This window comes from Nonomuraea sp. NPDC050663 (assembly GCF_044456985.1).
Lineage (GTDB): Bacteria > Actinomycetota > Actinomycetes > Streptosporangiales > Streptosporangiaceae > Nonomuraea.
In genome coordinates, this window is the sequence record NZ_JBITGL010000002.1 from 20,475 (window position 1) to 38,464 (window position 17,990).

A 17,990-nucleotide genomic window follows, 5' to 3' on the forward strand; every position below is an offset into this window, starting at 1 on the left:
GTAATCCCGATTTCACGTCAATACCCGCTGAAAGATTCATAGATGCAGCGACAATCGGTTGCAGAATGCTGCAATTTCGCGCCACGACGAAGGCCCCGGCGGGAGATCCCGCCGGGGTAGGGAAGCCGGGGCGCTACCCGAGCGCCCCGTGGACGGCGACGCCGACCTCCTCGCCGCCCGGCGACCGGCCCTCGGAGCAGGCCGGCTCCTTCAACGCCTGCGGGTAGCGCCCGTGGGCGGGCTCGGCCGAGCGCCGTTCCACGGAGGTGAGGAGGACCGGCCGGGCACCCCGTTCACGCGCTCCGTCGAGGTGGATCCTCATCGCGCGGCCAGCTCCGCCGCCCGCTCCCGGTCCATGCGGCCGTCGGCGACGACCACGGTGATCGACCGGCGCAGTTCGCCCTCGACCAGCAACGGCTTGTCCCAGGCCAGAGCCGGTCCGACGCCGGGATACTCGGCGACGCGCACGAACCACGGGTCGACCACGTCGTGCTGGACGAACAGCAGGCTCCACGAATCGGAGACGAGGCAGAGCCACGGGCTGGTGCTGCCGTGCACGGAGTCCTCGCCCAGCGCGCCGGCGGTGAAGACGTCGAGGTTCGGCGAGGCCTTGGGCGCGCGCCAGAAGAAGCCGCCGTACCCTGCGCCGGCGCGGCCCTTCGTCGCCGAGCTCTCGATCTTCGCCGAGCCCGTCAGGGTGAAGGAGAGGTCCAGAGCCCAGGCGTCGCCGAGCGGCCGGGTGAGCAGCGTGCGCTCCTCGGTCAGCAGCACCTCGCCGTCGGGGCCCGTCCAGTCGAGGTGCTCCAGGTAGCCGCCCTCGACCGGTTCGAGCCTGCGGCGCCGCTGCCTGCCGTGGTTGGGCAGGATCACCGGGCCGGTGCCCGGCACGTAGGTGGAGCCGCCCCAGAAGTTGACGCCGTTCACGTCGGAGATCGCCACGCTCGCCCCGAAGTGGTGGATGTGGTCGGCGGGCTGCAACTCGGTGACCACGGTGCCGCCCAGGGTGGCGACCGGGTGGAGGTAGGGCCGGGGGGCGGAGGCGACGTCGATGTCGCTGCGGTAGGAATACGACGCCGTCCGGCCCAGCCGTACCTCGGGCCACGGGTCGTCGGCGGGCGCGTCCGGGAAGCCCAGCTCCGACAGGGTCTTCAGCTCGCGCGCGCTGCGCGCGGCGAAGGCGGCGATGCCGGGCACCAGGCGGCGCTCCTGCTCGTCGGCCGACTCGATCGGGGCCGGTTCTGGAGCCAGGCGCACCGCGTCGAGGAAGCGGGTGAAGGCCTCGGTCGAGGCGAGCGGGACCAGCAGGTCGGTGCCGTCACGCAGGTGGTCGAGCAGGTTGGCCAGCAGATCGGTGCGCCCGTAGCCGGTGCGCACGCCGCCGGCCTCCAGCTCGTCGGTGGTGTAGAACAGCCGCGCCGTGCCGTCGGAGCCGTGCAGCTCCAGGAACGGCTCGTAGCGGCGCTCGGCGCACAGGCTCACGGTGACGGTGATGACCGTGCCGTCGGCCAGGCGCACCCGGGCGCTGGAGGTGTCGTCGGACTGGATGTCGTTGGCGTGGTAGAGCTCCAGGTCGATGCTCTCCACGGGGGAGGGGCCCGCGACCGAGAAGGCGGTGGCCACGGCGTGCGCGAAGGGGTTGGTCAGCGCGCCGTCCATGACGTCGACCCCGTCGAGCCGCCGCTTGCCCGCCCAGGCCGCGCGCGTGTAGTAGCTCTTGGGCCGCTCCCACGCGCCGGCGACGCCGATGCCGCGGATCTCGCCCACGACCGAGCGGGCGACCGGGATCGCGGCCGAGCCCAGCGACTGGAAGCCGATCTGCACGACCCTGCCGGTCTCGGCCACCGCCGCGGCGATGCGCTCGAACTCGGCGACCGATGGCGCGGGCGGCTTCTCCAGCAGCACGTGCGCCCCGGCCCGCAGGGCGGTGACGGCCAGGTCGGCGTGGGTGTGGATCGGAGTGGCGATGATCGCCACCTGCGCCCTGGTGTCGCGCACGAGCGCGCCCAGGTCGGCCGACTGCGGCACGCCGAGGTCGGCCGGCCTGGGATCGCAGACGCCGACGAGCTCGGCGCCCGGCAGGCGGGAGATGTTCTGCACGTGGTGCTTGCCGAAGCCGTGCACTCCGGCGACGACGATCTTCACTCGAACCACCTCGTCGGATGACCGGTCGCGGTGAGCAGGCCGTTCTCGACGGCGACGGGGTACGGCTCGGCGAGCAGGCCGAGCTCGGCCAGGGACGCGTCCTCCACGTGTTCCACCATGACAGGATCACGCAGGCACAGCGCCAGCTGTCCCGACAGCTCCATGAGCAGGTGCGGGTAGACGGGCACGTCGTAGGCCCTGGCCAGGTCCGCGATGCGCAGGAACGGCGTGATGCCGCCGACCCGCACCACGTTGGGCTGGATCACGTCGACCGCGCCGCCGGCCAGCAGCTCGCGGAAGCCGTACAGGGTGTAGACGTTCTCGCCCACGGCGACCGGCACGTCGATGGAGCGCCGCAGCTCGGCCAGGGCACGCCAGTCGTCGGCGGGCAGCGGCTCCTCGATCCAGGCCAGGTCGAACCTCTCCAGCGCGGAGACGGCCCGCCGGGCGCGGAACAGGTCCCAGCGCTGGTTGGCGTCGATCATCAGCTGCGTGCCGGGCCCGATGACCTCGCGGACCGCGGCCACGCGCTCGACGTCCTCGCCCAGGTCGGGCTTGCCCACCTTGATCTTGACGGCGGGCAGGCCCTTCCAGCGGGTCGCCTGCGCGACCAGCTCCTCCAGGGAGTAGTGCAGGTTGACGCCGCTGCCGTACACGGGCACCTCGGCGCGGCGCGCGCCGAGCACGCCGACCAGCGGGCCGCGCAGGCTCCACAGGGCCAGGTCGAGCCCGGCCATGGCGACCGTGGCCAGCCCGCCGCGCCCGGCCTCGCTCAGGTGCCAGGCCAGCCGGTCCCACACGACTTCGGCGTGCGGCTCCAGGCCGATCACCGCGTCGCGCACGTCGTGGTCGAGCAGGGCCTTCACGGCGTGCGCGCCGATCTGCGGCGTCCACGAGATCCCGGTGCCCACCCGGCCGTCGTCCAGCGTGACGTCCACGCGGACGACGTGGTTGTACGGCACGTCGGCGCCCCACGGCCGGGCCAGGGGCGCCGACCGCAGGGTGGTGGTCAGATCGACGATCATGCGGCTACCAGGGACAGGCCATGCTTGATCAGCGTGTCGAGCTCCGCCTCGTGCTCGGGCGTGAGGTCGGTCAGCGGCGCGCGCACCGGTCCGACGTTCAGGCCGCGCAGCCGGATGCCCGCCTTGACCAGCGAGACCGCGTAGCCGGGCGCCTTGCTGCGCAGCTCGACCAGCGGGGCGTAGAACTCGGTCAGCAGCCGCTCGTCGCCGGAGAAGTACGCCTTGGCGATCTCGGGGGCGAAGGCGAACACGGCGCTGGAGTACAGGTCGATGCCCAGACCTCGATAGGCGGGCATGGTCAGCTCGGCGGTCGGCAGGCCGTTGAAGAACATGAAGTCCTCGCCGATCTCCCGCCGCACGGCCAGCACGGTGCGCTGCATGCGGTCGATGTCGCCCAGGCCGTCCTTGAGGCCGACGACGCCGGGGACGCGGGCCAGCTCCACGACGGTGGCCGGGTCCAGGACGACGGAGCCGCGCTGGTAGACGATCACCGGGAGCTCGGCCGCGATGGCGGTCACGTAGGAGATGAAGCCGGAGACAGAACCCTGCGTCAGGTAGGGCGGCATGAGCAGCAGGCCGTCGGCCCCCGCCTCGCGTGCCGTACGGGCCTGCTCCAGGGCGGCGCCGAGCGGGCCGCCCGCGCCCGCCAGCACCGGCACCTGGCCGGCGGTGGCGGCCACCGCGACCTGGACGGCCAGCGCGTGCTCGGCCTGCGACAACGCCGAGAACTCCCCGGTGCCGCACGCCACGAAGACGGCGCCCGGGTCGTGGGCCAGGCCCTGGCGGATGTGTTCCGCGAGCACCCGCTCGTCCAGCGCCCCGTTGTCGTCGAAGGGCGTCACGGGGAAGAACAGCACGCCGCTGAGGTTCACAGGCTCTCCTTGAGTTCGGTACGCCAGCTCCGCTTGGCCTGCCAGCCGAGCATGCGCTCGGCCTTGGCGGAGGAGAAGGCGGGAGCGCTGCCGGTCAGTCCGGCGGCGAAGGGGGCGGTGGCGGGGATGAGCCGTGGCAGCAGCTCCGACAGCGGGTCGCGGGCCAGCGCGTCGGCGGCCCCGGCGAAGAAGACCTCGCCGTTGGGCAGCTCCGGCAGCTTGGACAGCAGCGCGAGCAGCATGTCCGCGGCGTCGCGGGCGTCCAGGTAGTTGAAAAGCGAGACCGCCGCGAGCTCCGGACGGTCAAGCCGCTCGGCCATGGTGTGGCCTTGCTGGGTGGGGGCGCCCTCCCACTCCTCGGGCGCGACCACGTAGCACGGCCGGACCGCGGCCATCCGGGTCTCGGAGGTCCGCGCGAACGTCTGCATGGTCTGCTCGGCCACCAGCTTCGACAGGCTGTAGGCGTTCCACGGCTGGGCCGGGTGGTCCTCGTCGAGCGGCAGGTAGGTGGGTGACCAGCCGTCAGGCTTGCCGTACCCGATGACCGTCGGGCTGCTGGCCACGACCAGCTTGGGCACGCCCAGGGCGGTGGCCGCCTGGCACACGTTGAACGCCAGCTGGGTGTTGGTGCGGAAGGTCACGCCGTCGCTGCGGCTGAACGGGGTGGCGATCGCCGCCAGGTGGATGACGGCCTCGGGACGGAAGCGCGCGATCACCTCGTAGGCCTCGCCGAGGTCGGTCAGGTCGGCGGGCAGGCATGCTGCCGCCTCGGGAGGGGTCCCGGGGGCGGCGTCGATGCCGATCACCTCGTGCCCGGCTGCGGCGAACGCGGTGACGACACTGCGGCCCAGGCGCCCGGCGCTCCCGGTGACGAGAGTTCTGCTCACGGGGGATGTCTTTCTGACGGTCTGCTGATGAGGGTCTGCAACCAGTTGCATAAACTCTGGCCATCCAGCGCGAGCTCTGTCAAGTGGCCAGCGGCTTTACCTCGCAACCGGTCGCAATAGTGCCTGGTAGGCGTGCAACCGATTGCGTTAGTGTGCGGCCATGGTGACGATTCGCGACGTAGCCAGGGCGTCGGGAGTGCACGTTTCGACGGTCTCGCGGACCTTCTCCGCGCCGCATCTGGTCAACGAGAAGACCCGGCAGGCGGTGCTCGCGGTCGCCGCGCAGCTCGGCTACCGGCCCAACCGGGCGGCCAGGGCGCTGACCACCGGCCGCACGCACAACCTCGGCCTCATCGTGGCCGACATCGCCAATCCCTTCTTCCCCCCGCTGATCAAGGCGGCCCAGGGACACGCGCGCGAGCGCGACTACCACGTCTTCGTCGCCGACACGGACGAGGATCCAGTGCTGGAGCAGGAGCTCATCGAGACGCTGTCCAAGCAGGTCGACGGCGTGCTCCTGTGCAGTCCCCGGCTGTCGAACCAGACCATCCACCGGCTGCGCGCCGAGGTCCCGCTGGTGATCGTCAACCGCCGCGTGAAAGGCCTGACCACCGTCCTGATGGACGTCGGCCAGGGCGCGCGGGCGGCCATCGACCACCTCGTGGGGCTCGGCCACCGGCGCATCGCGCTGCTCACCGGGCCGCCGGGCTCGTGGACCAGCGGCGAGATCCGCCAGGCCGCCACCGACCGCGCGGCCGAGGCCGGCGTGACGCTGACGGTCGTCGGACCCAACGAACCCACCGAGCAGGGCGGCCTGGCCGCGGCCGACAAGATCGCCGGGCACAGCGCCGTGCTCTGCTACAACGATCTGGTCGCGCTCGGCCTCATCGAAGGCCTCGTCGAGCGCGGCCTGAGCGTGCCGGGCGACGTGAGCGTCATCGGGATCGACGACAGCCTGCCCGGCCGGCTCAACCGGCCCAAGCTGACCACCATCACCATGCCGACCGCCGCCGCCGGGCGTATGGCGGTCGACCTGCTGCTGGCGGCCGTCGGCGCCGGAGAGCACGCCCCGCACACCACCGTCAGGCTGGAGACCAGCCTGGTGATCAGGGAATCCACCCAGAGAGCGAGTGAACCGTGAAGTTCGGCACCACCCCCGACGGACAGCCAGTGGAGCGCATCCAGCTGTCCAACGGCCGGCTCAGCGTCGCAGTCCTGACGCTCGGGGCGATCATCCAGTCGATCGAGCTGCCCGACGGCGCCGACGTCGTGCTCGGGCTCGACAGCGTGAGCGACTACCTGGAGCGCAGCCGCTACTTCGGCGCCGTCGTGGGCAGGTTCGGCAACCGCATCGCCGACGGCGCCTTCACGCTCGACGGCGTGCCGTACGAGCTGGCCCGCAACAACAACGGGCACGCCCTGCACGGCGGGCTCAAGGGCTTCGACAAGCGCGTGTGGAGCGCCTCCCGCGACGGGGACCACGCCGTACGGCTCAGCCTGGTCAGCGAGGACGGCGAGGAGGGCTACCCGGGCAGGTTGTCGGTCTCGGTCACCTACACGCTCGACGGCGACGAGCTCCAGATCGCCTACGAGGCCACCACCGACGCGCCGACGGTGCTGAACCTCACCAACCACTCCTACTTCAACCTGGCCGACGCCCCTGACGTGCGCGGACATGTGCTGACCATGGAGGCCGACGGCTACCTGGAGGTCGACGAGGGCAAGATCCCCGTGCCGGGCGGCCCCGTGCCGGTGGCGGGCACGCCGTACGACTTCACCACGCCCACCGCGATCGGCGAGCGCCTGGAGGGGCGCTACGACCACTGCTACGTGTTGCGGCCGGGCGGGGGCATCGTGGTCGAGGAGCCGGTCAGCGGGCGCTCGATGCGGGTGCGCACGACCGAGCCCGGCGTGCAGTTCTACACCGGGCACATGCTCGACGGGGTGGTCACGCCCTACCAGGCCTTCGCCGGATTCTGCCTGGAGACGCAGCACTTCCCCGATTCGCCCAACCGGCCCGATTTCCCCTCGACGGTGCTGCGTCCGGGGGAGGTGCACCGGTCGGAGACCGGGTACCGATTCGATTGCAACCGCTTGTAGCAAACGGGCTAGATTCTCGGAAAAGTTTTCCTCGGCTTCATCGTAAGGTAACGCTGTGACCTGGGGATACGTCGATAGCGATATATCGGTAACGAGAAGGTAACGTCTGCAAAGGGTTGACGTAACTTTCCGTGGCGCTATAGGAAAGCGCCATCCACCCCCGCACAGCCGAGGGATATGTCAAGCCATGCCCCACCAAGTCTCCGTGTCTCCCTCTCCGAAGCAGGTGAGACTCGAACCCGCCCGCCCAGCGGGCCAGCACCGCGGGACGAAGAACGCGTGGAAGCGCCGTGAAGCCGGTGCGGCCTACGTCTTCCTCGCCCCGTGGTTCCTGGGCCTCATCGCGATCACCATCGGTCCGATCGTGGCCTCGCTCTACCTGTCGTTCACCGACTACAGCCTGCTCGAAGAGGCCCAGTGGGTCGGCCTGGACAACTACGCCAGGATGTTCACCGAGGACGACCGCTTCCTGCAGTCGCTGAAGGTCACCTCGATCTACGTGGTCGTCTCGGTGCCCATGCAGCTGGCCTTCGCGCTGCTGCTGGCCCTCCTGCTCGACCGGGGCCTGCGCGGCCTGACGATCTACCGCTCGGTCTACTACCTGCCCTCGCTGCTGGGCGGCAGCGTCGCCATCGCGATCCTGTGGCGGAAGATCTTCGGCACCGACGGCCTGGTCAACTCGGTCCTGCTCGTGTTCGGGATCGAGGGACCCGGCTGGGTCACCGACCCCGACACCGCGCTCGGCACGCTGATCCTGCTGCACGTGTGGACCTTCGGCGCGCCGATGGTCATCTTCCTGGCCGGTCTGAGGCAGATCCCGCAGAGCTACTACGAGGCGGCCTCCGTGGACGGGGCGACCAAACTCACCCAGTTCCGCCACATCACGCTGCCGCTGCTCACGCCGATCATCTTCTTCAACCTCGTGCTCGAGATCATCAAGTCGTTCCAGTCCTTCACCCAGTCGTTCATCGTCAGCAACGGCACCGGCGGGCCGGTCGACTCCACGCTCTTCTACACGCTCTACCTGTACATGAAGGGCTTCAAGAACTTTGAGATGGGCTACGCCGCGGCCATGGCCTGGGTGCTGCTGCTCATCATCGCCGGTCTGACCGGGGTCAACTTCCTGATGTCGAAGTATTGGGTCTTCTATGGCGACACAAAGTAACCCCCGCATGCCGCTGCTCTACAGGCGGCGGTTCAGCCGGGGTGCCAAGCACCTGATGTTGATCGGCTTCGGCCTGGTCATGCTCTATCCGCTGCTGTGGATGGTCTCCGCGGCCTTCAAGCCGGAAGAGCTGATCTTCCGCGAGCCCGGTCTGTGGCCCAGCGAGATCACCCTCGAGAACTTCACCGAGGGCTGGTACTCACTGAAGAACTCCTTCGGCCACTATCTGTGGAACTCCGCGGTGATCACAGCCTTGTCTGTTATCGCTAACCTCGTCGCCTGCTCGATGGCCGCCTACGCCTTCGCGCGGCTGGACTTCCCGTTCAAGAAGTTGTGGTTCGCCCTCATGCTCGGCTCGATCATGCTGCCGCACCACGTCACCGTCGTGCCGCAGTACATCGTGTTCGCCAAGCTGGAGTGGATCAACACCATCTGGCCGCTGATCCTGCCGAAGTTCCTGGCCACCGACGCCTTCTTCATCTTCCTGATGGTGCAGTTCATCCGCACTCTGCCCAGGGAGCTCGACGAGGCGGCGGCCATCGACGGCGCCGGCTACTGGCGCACCTACTTCCGGGTGATCATCCCGCTGTGCATGCCCGCCCTGGCCACCACCGGGATCTTCACCTTCATCTGGACCTGGAACGACTTCTTCAGCCAGAACCTCTACCTGACCAAGTCCGACACCCTGACCGCCAGCGTGGCCCTGCGCCAGTTCCTGGACGGCAGCGGCGAGTCGTCGTGGGGACCGATGTTCGCGATGTCGCTCATCTCCCTCGCACCCATCTTCGGATTCTTCCTGGCCGGCCAGAAGTACCTCATCCGCGGTATGGCGACCACCGGCCTCAAGTAGCTCCTCCCACCCCCCTTCCATGGAGGTAATCGCAGTGAAGCGCAAGTTCACGGTCGCCCTGCTCGCGACCGCGGTGATGGCGGCGGCCGCCGCGTGCGGTGGCGGCTCCGAGACCGGTACCGAGGCCGGCGGCGACGGCAAGACGAAGATCGTCTTCTCCTACTGGGGCAGCGACTCCCGTCAGAAGCTGACCGAGCAGGTCATCGCCAAGTTCGAGGAGAAGAACCCGACGATCGACGTCGAGGGCGACTTCTCCGACTGGGGCAGCTACTACGAGAAGCTGGCCACCAAGGTCGCCGCGGGCGACGCGCCCGACGTGATGACCATCGAGATCCGCGGCCTGGCCGAGTACGCCGGGCGCGGCGCGCTCGCCGACCTGACCGGCAAGGTCAACACCGCCGACCTCGACCAGCAGGTCCTCACCGCCGGCCAGGTGGACGGCAAGCAGTACGCCATCCCGACCGGCGTCAACACCTTCGCGGCCGTGGTCAACAAGGCCACCGTCGAGAAGCAGGGCCAGCAGCTGCCCGACGACAAGGCCTGGACCTGGGACCAGTTCATCGAGACCGGCAAGGCGATCACGGAGAAGAGCGGCGGCTCCGTCTGGGGCAGCGACTACAACTTCAACCCCGCCTTCCTGCAGGTCTTCGCCGCCCAGCGCGGCGAGAAGTTCTACGACAACGGCAAGATCGGCATGTCGGCCGACACCCTGAAGGCCTGGTGGGGCATCCACCAGAAGCTGATCGAGACCAAGGCCGCGCCCGACGCCGCCAAGATGGCCGAGATCGGCACCAACGTCGAGCAGGCGCTGCTGGCCACCAACACCGGCGCCTACGGCATCTGGTGGAGCAACCAGCTCGGCGCCCTGTCCAAGGGCTCCGGCCAGGAGCTCGACCTGCTCCGCCTGCCCAAGCTCGACGGCGCCCCCTCGGGCGGCATGTTCCTGCAGCCGGCCATGCACTGGTCGATGTCGGCGAAGTCCGAGCACACGGCCGAGGCCCAGAAGTTCATCGACTTCCTGCTCAACGACGCCGACGCCGGCGGCATCCTGCTCAGCGACCGCGGCCTGCCCACCAACGCCAAGGTGCTGGAGGCGATCAAGAGCAAGCTGACCCCGACCGACCAGAAGACGCTCGACTTCATCGAGTCGGTCAAGAGCGAGCTCAGCCCCACCGTCGTGCCGCCGAAGGGCGCCATGGAGATGGAGGACATCCTCAAGCGCAACTCCGAGGAGGTGCTGTTCGGCAAGACCACGCCGGACGCCGCCGCCGCGAAGTTCCTTCAGGAAGCCAACGCCGCGCTCGCCGGCTGACCACCACTGATCCGGGGCCGTCCGCGAGGTCGGGCGGCCCCCTCGGGGAGACACCTCAGATGAGATACGCCTTCGTCGGCACCGGTCACCGGATCCAGATGTACGTCGACGCGCTGGTCGGCGAGTGGAGCGACACCGGCGACATCGTCGGCCTCTGCGACCGCAACCAGACCCGCATGCAGTACTACGTCGAGCGGGCCGGGCGCCCCGTGCCCACCTACAAGCCCGAAGAGTTCGACGCCATGCTGGAGCAGTGCGACGCCGTCATCGTCGCCACCGTCGACGCCACCCACGCGGAGTACGTGGTGCGCGCGCTCGACGCCGGCAAGGACGTCATCTGCGAGAAGCCCCTGACCATCGACGCCGACGGCTGCGAGGAGATCCGCGCCGCCGCCGAGCGCAACCCCGGCAAGCTGGTCGTCACCTTCAACTACCGCTACTCGCCGCGCAACTCCGCCGTGCGAAGGCTCATCGCCGCCGGAGAGATCGGCGAGATCACCTCCGTGCACTTCGACTGGACCCTCGACACCATCCACGGCGCCGACTACTTCCGCCGCTGGCACCGCGACAAGGTCAACTCCGGCGGCCTGCTGGTGCACAAGTCCACCCACCACTTCGACCTGGTCAACTGGTGGCTCGCGGCCGCCGCCGAGACCGTGTACGCCCAGGGCTCGCTGCGCTTCTACGGCGACGCCAACGCCGCCTCGCGCGGCATGACCGACCGGCCCGAGCGCGCCCACGGCGCACCCGGCCTCGGCACCGACCCCTACCTGCTCGACCTGGCGGCCGACCCCCGGCTCAAGCGGCTCTACCTCGACGCCGAGCACGAGGACGGCTACCACCGCGACCAGGACGTCTTCGCGCCCGGCATCACCATCGAGGACAACATGTCCGTGCTGGTGCGCTACTCGGGAGGGGCGCAGCTCACCTACAACCTGGTCGCGCACGCGCCCTCCGAGGGCTACCGGGTGGTGTTCAACGGCACGGGCGGGCGGATCGAGCTCACCGTCTGCGAGCGCACCTGGACCCCGCCGCACGCCGCCATCGACCCCAGCGCGGCCTCCAAGGAGCACGTCACCGACGCCTGGGAGAAGCTGGTGCTGCACCGGCTGTGGGAACCGCCCCAGGAGATCGAGATCGAGCAGGGCGCAGGCGGGCACGGCGGCGGCGACCGGCTGCTGCTCGACGACGTCTTCCGCGGCGCCGGTGACGACCCGCTCAGGCGGCAGGCCGGCTACGTCGACGGCATCCGCAGCGTTCTGGTGGGCGCGGCGGCCAACGAGGCGATCCGCACCGGCCAGGTCGTCCACCTGGCGGACGGCGGCACCCGGCTGGCGGCCCGTGCAGTCTGACGCCCCGCGCACGACCCCCGGCTCCAGCGCGCCACCCCGTTCCGGCGCCGGAGCCGGGGGCCCAGGGTCCTTCACCGGGCTGGGGCCCTCCAGCGGGCTGGGGCCCTTCGCGGGGCTGGCCGCGCTGGCGGGCCGCCAGTTCGGCCTGTTCCCCGAGCTCGGGTCCGAGCCCGGCCGCGGGGCCCGTCCCGAGTCCGGCCCCGCAGCCGGCCCCGCAGCCGGCCCCGCAGCCGGCCCCGCAGCCGGGCCCGAGTTGGCGAAGGCCGTACGCGAGGCGATCGGCGTGCTCGACCTGTCCGCCGCCGGCGTGCGCACCGAGCGCGCGTGGGCCGCCGACGGCCTGGCCTGCGAGGAGGTCTCCTGGGACGTCGGCTTCGGCCCCCGCACCCACGCCTACGTCCTGCGTCCCGCCGGCGCAGGCGACGCGGTGCTGCCCGGCGTGGTGGCGCTGCACTGCCACGCGGGCATGAAGTGGGCGGGCAAGGAGAAGATCGCCGACCCGCCGCAGGGCCCGGCCCCCGAGGTCGTACGGCTGCGCGAGGGGATCTACGACGGCCTGGCCTGGGCGGGAGAGCTGGCCAGGCGGGGTTTCACCGTCCTGGCCCACGACGTGTTCACCTGGGGCAGCCGCCGCTTCCCCCTCGGCGACGCCCGGGGAGACGCCTACGACGAGGCGGCCGGGCCGCACGAGCAGGTCGTCGCCAAGCACTGCACCGTCCTGGGCACCTCGTACGCGGGCGTGGTGGCGGGTGAGGACCTGGCCGCCGCGGCCTACCTCCGTTCCCGCCCCGACACCGGCCCGGTGGGATGCGCGGGGTTGTCGGGCGGCGGCCTGCGCGCGGCGATGCTGGGCGCGTTCGACCCGCAGGTGGCGGCCGTCGCCTCGGTCGCGATGATCTCCTCCTACCGGGACCTGCTCGACGAGGGATACCTCGCCAGGCATACCTGGATGCTGTATCCTCCCGGCCTGTCCAGGCTGTGTGACCTGCCCGATCTCGCGGCGTGCGCGGCCCCCCGGCCGTTGCTGGTCTGGTACGGCGAGCACGACGAGATCCTTCCGCTCTCCGGGATGCGCCGGGCCCATGCCATGATCGAGCGGCACTACGGGCACCGGCACGCACCCGGTGGCTACACCGGGATTTTCGGCGACGCGGGGCACAGTTTCGGCCGTCAGGCCCAGGAGCGAGTGTTTCGGTGGCTCGCGCGCCACCTGATCATGGAAGAAGGCACAGCGTGGCGGTGACGATTCGGGACGTGGCCAAGGCGTCTGGGGTGCATGTCTCGACGGTGTCGCGGACGTTCTCCGCGCCGCACCTGGTGAACGCCGAGACACGCACGAGGGTGCTGGCGATCGCGGAAGGGCTCGGCTACCGGCCCAACCGGGCGGCCAGGGCCCTGACGACGGGGCGCACCCACAACCTGGGGCTGATCGTGGCGGACATCGCCAACCCGTTCTTCCCCCCGCTGATCAAGGCCGCGCAGGCGCAGGCGCGCGAGCGTGACTACCACGTCTTCGTCGCCGACACCGACGAGGACCCGCTGATGGAGCAGGAGCTCATCGAGACCCTGTCGAAGCAGGTCGACGGGGTGCTGCTGTGCAGTCCGCGACTGTCGAACAGGACGATAGAGAAACTGCGCGCCGAGGTGCCGTTCGTCGTGGTCAACCGGCGGGTGAAGGGGCTGACGACGGTGCTCATGGACGTGGGGCAGGGCGCCCGCGCGGCCATCGGGCACCTGGCCTCGCTCGGCCACCGCCGCATCGCGCTGCTCACCGGCCCCGACGGGTCGTGGACGAGCGAGGAGATGCGTACGGCGGCGGCGAGCGCGGCGGGCGACTTCGACGTGGAGTTGTCGGTGCTCGGGCCGAACGAGCCGACAGAGCAGGGCGGCATCGCGGCGGCCGACAAGGTCGCGGGGTCGACGGCGGTGTTGTGCTACAACGACCTGGTCGCGCTGGGCCTCATCGAGGGGCTGACGGACCGGGGGCTGAGGGTGCCCGACGACGTGAGCGTGGTCGGGGTCGACGACAGCCTGCCGGGGCGGTTGAACAAGCCGAAGCTGACGACGATCACCATGCCGACGGCCGCGGCCGGGCGCATGGCGGTCGACCTGCTGCTGGCCGCCGTGGGCGCGGGGGAGTCGGGTACGCCGACCCTGGCCCGGCTGGAGACCAGCCTGGTGATCCGCGAATCGACCGGCCCCGCCCTCGCCTGAGCCCTCGCCGGAGCTCGCTGCGCCCCCGGGTGAACCCAGTCCGAGCCCCCGGGTCGTGGGCTCAGCCGGGGGAGGGGTGCTTGGCGCGCAGCACCAGCACCGCCATGTCGTCCCTGATCGGCAGCGGCGAGTAGGCGTCGACCGCCTGCCGTACCCTCTCGGCCACCGCTCCGGCGCTGAGCCCCCGGCACTGCGCGAGCAGGCGTGCCAGCCCGTCGTCGTCGTCGAGCTGGCGCGGCCCGTCGCGCCGCTCGGTGACGCCGTCGGTCACGCACACCAGCACGTCGCCGGGCGCCATCTCGAAGGTCTCGTCGAAGAAGGTGGCCGTGGCGTCAACGCCCAGCAGCAGCTGCGGGGAGGCCACCGCCTCGACCCTGCCGTGGCGGTGCAGCAGCAGCGGCGGCGGGTGTCCGGCGGAGGCGATCGTGCACCGGGCGCCGCCGCCCGGCAGCGGCACCAGCGTCCCGCACAACATGCTGAGGAAACGCCCCTCCTCGGCCTCGTCCAGGAGCGCCTGGTTGAGCCGGTCGAGGATGTCGGCGACCGGGTAGAGCTCGCGGGCGAACAGCCGTACGGCATGGCGGGCCAGCCCCGTCACGGCGGCGGCCTCGGGACCGCTGCCGCTGACGTCGCCCAGCGCGAAGCACCAGTGCCCCGGCACCTCGAACAGGTCGTAGAAGTCGCCCCCGGCCTGGGCGCCCTCGCCGGCGGGCAGGTAGATGACGGCGGACTCGACGCCCGGCATCGGGGCCGTGCGCATGGGCAGCAGGCTGCGTTGCAGGACCAGCGCGGTCTGCGTCTGGCGGGAGTAGAGCCTGGCGGTGTGCAGGTTGAGCGACACGTGCCGGCACAGGTCCTCGACGAGTGCGTGCAGCTCTTGCGGCAGCGGAGGTTCCGGGCACGACACCAGCAGCGTGCCGAGTCCCTCGCCGCCGACGGTGAGCGGGAAGGACGCGACCTCGCCCGGCAGGCCGGCCCCGGGCGACCACAACGACGCGGGCAGGCTGTCGCGCAGTTCGGCGTTGCGCCGCTCGTCGGCGTGCCAGGCCTGCGCCAGGCGGCTGACGCCGGTCTGGTCGGTCAGGTAGACCGCCGCCCACCGCCCGATCTTGGGCACGACGAGCTGGGTGGTCAGCGCGGCCAGCAGGCGCTCGTCGTGCACCCCGGCGAGCAGCTCGCCCGCCTCGGCCAGGAAGGTCAGCCGTCCGCGTTGCGCGCGCTCGCGTTCGGCCAGGCGCAGCCTGCCCACGGCCACGGCGAGCCGGTCGGCCAGGTGCTTCAGCTCGATGACCAGCTCGCGCCCGAACCGGTCGGCCTCGGGCGCCACGGCGACCACGAATCCCACCGTGGCGCCGCCGGACTCGACGGGCACGCAGGCCAGCGACCGGGCGCCGAGCCGTACGGCCAGCTCGGGGTCGGACTCGGCCAGGTCGTCGACCAGCCGGGGGCCGGCCCGGTCGGTCTCGAGGGGGCCCTTGGACGGCAGCGGCGGCAGGTCGCGAGGGCGCCCCGCCTCTGCGGCGGCGGCGAGCAGCCCGTCGGTCCCCGTCATGAGCACATAGGCCGCGGAGCCGCCGGCCGCCAGGTGCGCCATGCGCGCGGCGGCGTCGAGCAGCTCGGGCAGCGGCAGGTCGGTGTCGAGCAGATCCATGGCCCGGGTGGCGCGGGCGGGCGCGGCCGATTCGGCCAGGAGCCCGCCGTGCCGGGCGGCGACGATCATCCAGCAGGTCAGCGTGCCGATGCGCACGTGGGACAGGTACACCGCGACCTGCCCTCCCGAGCGGTGGCGCAGGGTCGCCGGCCCGCGCCAGCGCCTCAGCTGCAGCACCTGCTCGGCCGAGAGCTCGCGGTCGCCGCCGCCGCTCATCCCGGCCAGCTCGGCGAGCGGGCGTCCCAGGGCGTCGGCGGCGGTGTGGCCGAGCATCGTCTCGGCGTCGCCGTTCCACGAGCGGATCCTGCCGTCGGGCGCGGCGGTGACGACCGCGATCGTCACGTCGTCGAGGTCGTGCGGCGGCGCGGGGGCGGGGTGGTGCGGGCCGTCGTCGATGTCCATGCGGAACCACACCTGCTTGACCGCGCGGCTGTAGGTGACGCCCCACGAGGTGGCGAGGTCGGCGGTCAGCGACAGGCCGCGGCCGTGGCTCTCCAGGGCGCCGGGATCGGGCGCGGGCGCGGCGGGCACCGCGCGGGTCGGGTAGCGGTCGGTGACCGCGATCTCCAGGTAGGCGGGACTCGCGGCGAGTTCCAGCCGGCAGGTCAGTTCGACGTCGGTGCCCGCGTGGATCACCGCGTTCGTGACGAGCTCGCTGGTCAGCAGGACCGCGTCGTCCGCGGTTTCGGTCAGGTGCCAGTCCGTCAGGGTGTCTCGGACGAAACGACGGGCCGCGGCTGCCGCCAGGGGAGTGCCGGTGAAGCTCCGCGAGGAAACCCGTGTCGTGTTCACGTGACTTCCTAGAACATCACTCAATGTGCAGATTAGGTGACTCTTAGAGTGGCAGACTGAGTCGTCTGCTACAGGCAGTTGTGAAAGAAGGCTGCGATGGCTCCCCAGCTCGAGGCCGACCTCCGCCCCCTGCTCGTGGCCCTGCACGGGCTGCGCGACGGCAACTTCCACAAACGGCTGGAGGTGCCTCCCGACGGTGTCCTGGTCGAGCTGGCGATCGCCTTCAACCAGGTCGTCGACCGGAACGAACACCTGACCAGGGAGCTGACCAGGGTGCGCAGCGAGGTCGCGCGCCAGGGCCACCTCGACGAGCGTGTCACGGCCAGTCCTGGCACGGGCGCGTGGGCGGTCAACGTGGCGGCGGCCAACGCGCTCATCGACGCGCTGGTGATCCCGGCCGCGCGGGCCACGCGGGTGCTCAACGCGGTCGCCGACGGCGACCTGTCGCAGCGCTTCGACCTGCAGGAGGGCAACCGGCCCCTGCGCGGCGGCCTGCGGCTGATGGGCAAGGCGGTCAACCGCATGGTCGACCAGCTGGCCTTGTTCTCCGGCGAGGTCACGCGGGTGGCGCGTGAGGTGGGCACGGAGGGGCGGCTCGGCGGCCGGGCCAACGTCCAGGGCATGTCGGGCAGCTGGCGCGACGTGACCGAGGCGGTCAACGCGATGGCCAGCCGGCTGACGGCGCAGGTGCGCGACATCGCGGTGGTCACGACGTCGGTGGCCAACGGCGACCTCACCCGCAAGGTGACCGTCGAGGCGACGGGCGAGCTGCTGGAGCTCAAGCTCACCGTGAACACGATGGTCGACCAGCTGTCCGCCTTCGCCGACGAGGTGACGCGCGTCGCGCGTGAGGTGGGCACGGAGGGACGGCTGGGCGGTCAGGCGCAGGTGCGCGGGGTGTCGGGGGTGTGGAAGGACCTCACCGACAACGTGAACTTCATGGCCTCCAACCTCACGACCCAGGTCCGCGACATCGCCCAGGTCGCGACGGCCGTGGCGAAGGGCGACCTCTCGCGGAAGATCACGGTGGAGGTCAAGGGTGAGATCTACCAGCTGAAGGACACCCTCAACACGATGGTCGACCAGCTGTCCGCCTTCGCCGACGAGGTGACGCGCGTCGCGCGCGAGGTCGGCACCGAGGGCCAGCTGGGCGGCCGGGCCGAGGTGAAGGGCGTCTCGGGCACCTGGAAGGACCTGACCGACAACGTCAACTTCATGGCCACGAACCTCACCACCCAGGTGCGCAGCATCGCCCAGGTGACGACCGCGGTGGCCAACGGCGACCTGTCCAAGAAGATCACCGTAGACGCCCGCGGCGAGATCCTCCAGCTGAAGGACACCATCAACACGATGGTCGACCAGCTGAGCGCCTTCGCCAGCGAGGTCACCCGCGTGGCCCGCGAGGTCGGCACCGAGGGCCAGCTGGGCGGTCAGGCGCAGGTGCGGGGCGTGTCGGGGGTGTGGAAGGACCTCACCGACAACGTGAACTTCATGGCCTCCAATCTCACCTCGCAGGTGCGCTCGATCGCGCTGGTGACGACGGCGGTGGCCAACGGCGACCTGTCGAAGAAGATCACGGTCGACGTGAAGGGCGAGATCCTGCAGCTGAAGGACACCGTGAACACGAT

General features: G+C 70.8%; 15 protein-coding genes. 9 read left to right on the top strand and 6 right to left on the bottom strand.

The genetic code is table 11. The features are described 5' to 3' along the window. Positions 1-133: 133 nt before the first annotated feature. Genes ACIBH1_RS04685 through ACIBH1_RS04705 form a run of 5 tightly spaced genes read right to left on the bottom strand, consistent with a single transcriptional unit; the run spans position 134 to position 4,926 of the window. Positions 134-322, bottom strand: a complete 189-nt coding sequence (locus ACIBH1_RS04685) for a hypothetical protein (protein WP_397312208.1) — start codon at positions 320-322, stop codon at positions 134-136. Beyond that, entirely contained in the window at positions 319-2,142 is a 1,824-nt protein-coding gene (locus ACIBH1_RS04690) for a DUF6807 family protein (protein ID WP_397312209.1), read from the bottom strand. The genes ACIBH1_RS04685 and ACIBH1_RS04690 overlap by 4 nt, the downstream gene beginning before the upstream one ends. After that, on the bottom strand, positions 2,139-3,167 hold the full coding sequence (locus ACIBH1_RS04695) for a mandelate racemase/muconate lactonizing enzyme family protein (RefSeq protein ID WP_397312210.1): 1,029 nt from the start codon (positions 3,165-3,167) through the stop codon (positions 2,139-2,141). Before ACIBH1_RS04695 ends, ACIBH1_RS04690 begins: the two co-directional genes overlap by 4 nt. Beyond that, the gene (locus tag ACIBH1_RS04700) at positions 3,164-4,039 is read right to left on the bottom strand and encodes a 5-dehydro-4-deoxyglucarate dehydratase (RefSeq protein ID WP_397312211.1); all 876 of its coding nucleotides are present in this window, start codon (positions 4,037-4,039) and stop codon (positions 3,164-3,166) included. The genes ACIBH1_RS04695 and ACIBH1_RS04700 overlap by 4 nt, the downstream gene beginning before the upstream one ends. Beyond that, positions 4,036-4,926, bottom strand: a complete 891-nt coding sequence (locus ACIBH1_RS04705; RefSeq protein WP_397312212.1) for an NAD-dependent epimerase/dehydratase family protein — start codon at positions 4,924-4,926, stop codon at positions 4,036-4,038. Before ACIBH1_RS04705 ends, ACIBH1_RS04700 begins: the two co-directional genes overlap by 4 nt. A gap of 160 nt (positions 4,927-5,086) precedes the next feature. Here ACIBH1_RS04705 and ACIBH1_RS04710 point away from each other — a divergent pair, with 160 nt between their 5' ends. The 8 genes from ACIBH1_RS04710 (at position 5,087) to ACIBH1_RS04745 (ending at position 13,919) form a co-directional block, all read left to right on the top strand. Further along, entirely contained in the window at positions 5,087-6,067 is a 981-nt protein-coding gene (locus tag ACIBH1_RS04710; protein WP_397312213.1) for a LacI family DNA-binding transcriptional regulator, read from the top strand. Continuing rightward, positions 6,064-7,026 carry an aldose epimerase family protein gene (locus ACIBH1_RS04715; RefSeq protein WP_397312214.1) on the top strand — a complete coding sequence of 321 codons (963 nt, stop codon included), beginning with the start codon at positions 6,064-6,066 and terminating at the stop codon, positions 7,024-7,026. Before ACIBH1_RS04710 ends, ACIBH1_RS04715 begins: the two co-directional genes overlap by 4 nt. 226 nt (positions 7,027-7,252) lie before the next feature. Continuing rightward, positions 7,253-8,191, top strand: a complete 939-nt coding sequence (locus tag ACIBH1_RS04720; RefSeq protein ID WP_397313080.1) for a carbohydrate ABC transporter permease — start codon at positions 7,253-7,255, stop codon at positions 8,189-8,191. Positions 8,192-8,198: 7 nt separating this feature from the next. Next, positions 8,199-9,041 (top strand): carbohydrate ABC transporter permease, encoded by an 843-nt coding sequence (locus tag ACIBH1_RS04725; RefSeq protein ID WP_397312215.1) that lies wholly within the window; start codon positions 8,199-8,201, stop codon positions 9,039-9,041. Positions 9,042-9,075: 34 nt separating this feature from the next. Continuing rightward, positions 9,076-10,353 carry an ABC transporter substrate-binding protein gene (locus ACIBH1_RS04730; RefSeq protein ID WP_397312216.1) on the top strand — a complete coding sequence of 426 codons (1,278 nt, stop codon included), beginning with the start codon at positions 9,076-9,078 and terminating at the stop codon, positions 10,351-10,353. A 59-nt stretch (positions 10,354-10,412) separates the two neighbouring features. Next, entirely contained in the window at positions 10,413-11,705 is a 1,293-nt protein-coding gene (locus ACIBH1_RS04735; RefSeq protein ID WP_397312217.1) for a Gfo/Idh/MocA family protein, read from the top strand. Beyond that, positions 11,695-12,948: an alpha/beta hydrolase family protein gene (locus ACIBH1_RS04740; protein ID WP_397312218.1), complete on the top strand. Its 1,254-nt coding sequence runs from the start codon at positions 11,695-11,697 to the stop codon at positions 12,946-12,948. The genes ACIBH1_RS04735 and ACIBH1_RS04740 overlap by 11 nt, the downstream gene beginning before the upstream one ends. Beyond that, positions 12,939-13,919 carry a LacI family DNA-binding transcriptional regulator gene (locus ACIBH1_RS04745; RefSeq protein WP_397312219.1) on the top strand — a complete coding sequence of 327 codons (981 nt, stop codon included), beginning with the start codon at positions 12,939-12,941 and terminating at the stop codon, positions 13,917-13,919. The genes ACIBH1_RS04740 and ACIBH1_RS04745 overlap by 10 nt, the downstream gene beginning before the upstream one ends. A gap of 61 nt (positions 13,920-13,980) precedes the next feature. On the opposite strand, the gene ACIBH1_RS04750 is transcribed toward ACIBH1_RS04745, so the two are convergent. Continuing rightward, positions 13,981-16,362, bottom strand: a complete 2,382-nt coding sequence (locus tag ACIBH1_RS04750; RefSeq protein WP_397312221.1) for a SpoIIE family protein phosphatase — start codon at positions 16,360-16,362, stop codon at positions 13,981-13,983. Positions 16,363-16,458: 96 nt separating this feature from the next. On the opposite strand from ACIBH1_RS04750, the gene ACIBH1_RS04755 reads away from it, so the two are divergent. Continuing rightward, positions 16,459-17,990: HAMP domain-containing protein (locus ACIBH1_RS04755; protein ID WP_397312222.1), on the top strand; the 1,532-nt coding region annotated here is incomplete at its 3' end.

What these genes read in the sequence shown, in the direction of transcription:
- ACIBH1_RS04685 (WP_397312208.1), bottom strand. Translation starts at nt 322, where the DNA reads ATGAGGATCCACCTCGACGGAGCGCGTGAACGGGGTGCCCGGCCGGTC.
- ACIBH1_RS04695 (WP_397312210.1), bottom strand. Translation starts at nt 3,167, where the DNA reads ATGATCGTCGATCTGACCACCACCCTGCGGTCGGCGCCCCTGGCCCGG.
- ACIBH1_RS04710 (WP_397312213.1), top strand. Translation starts at nt 5,087, where the DNA reads ATGGTGACGATTCGCGACGTAGCCAGGGCGTCGGGAGTGCACGTTTCG.
- ACIBH1_RS04725 (WP_397312215.1), top strand. Translation starts at nt 8,199, where the DNA reads ATGCCGCTGCTCTACAGGCGGCGGTTCAGCCGGGGTGCCAAGCACCTG.
- ACIBH1_RS04735 (WP_397312217.1), top strand. Translation starts at nt 10,413, where the DNA reads ATGAGATACGCCTTCGTCGGCACCGGTCACCGGATCCAGATGTACGTC.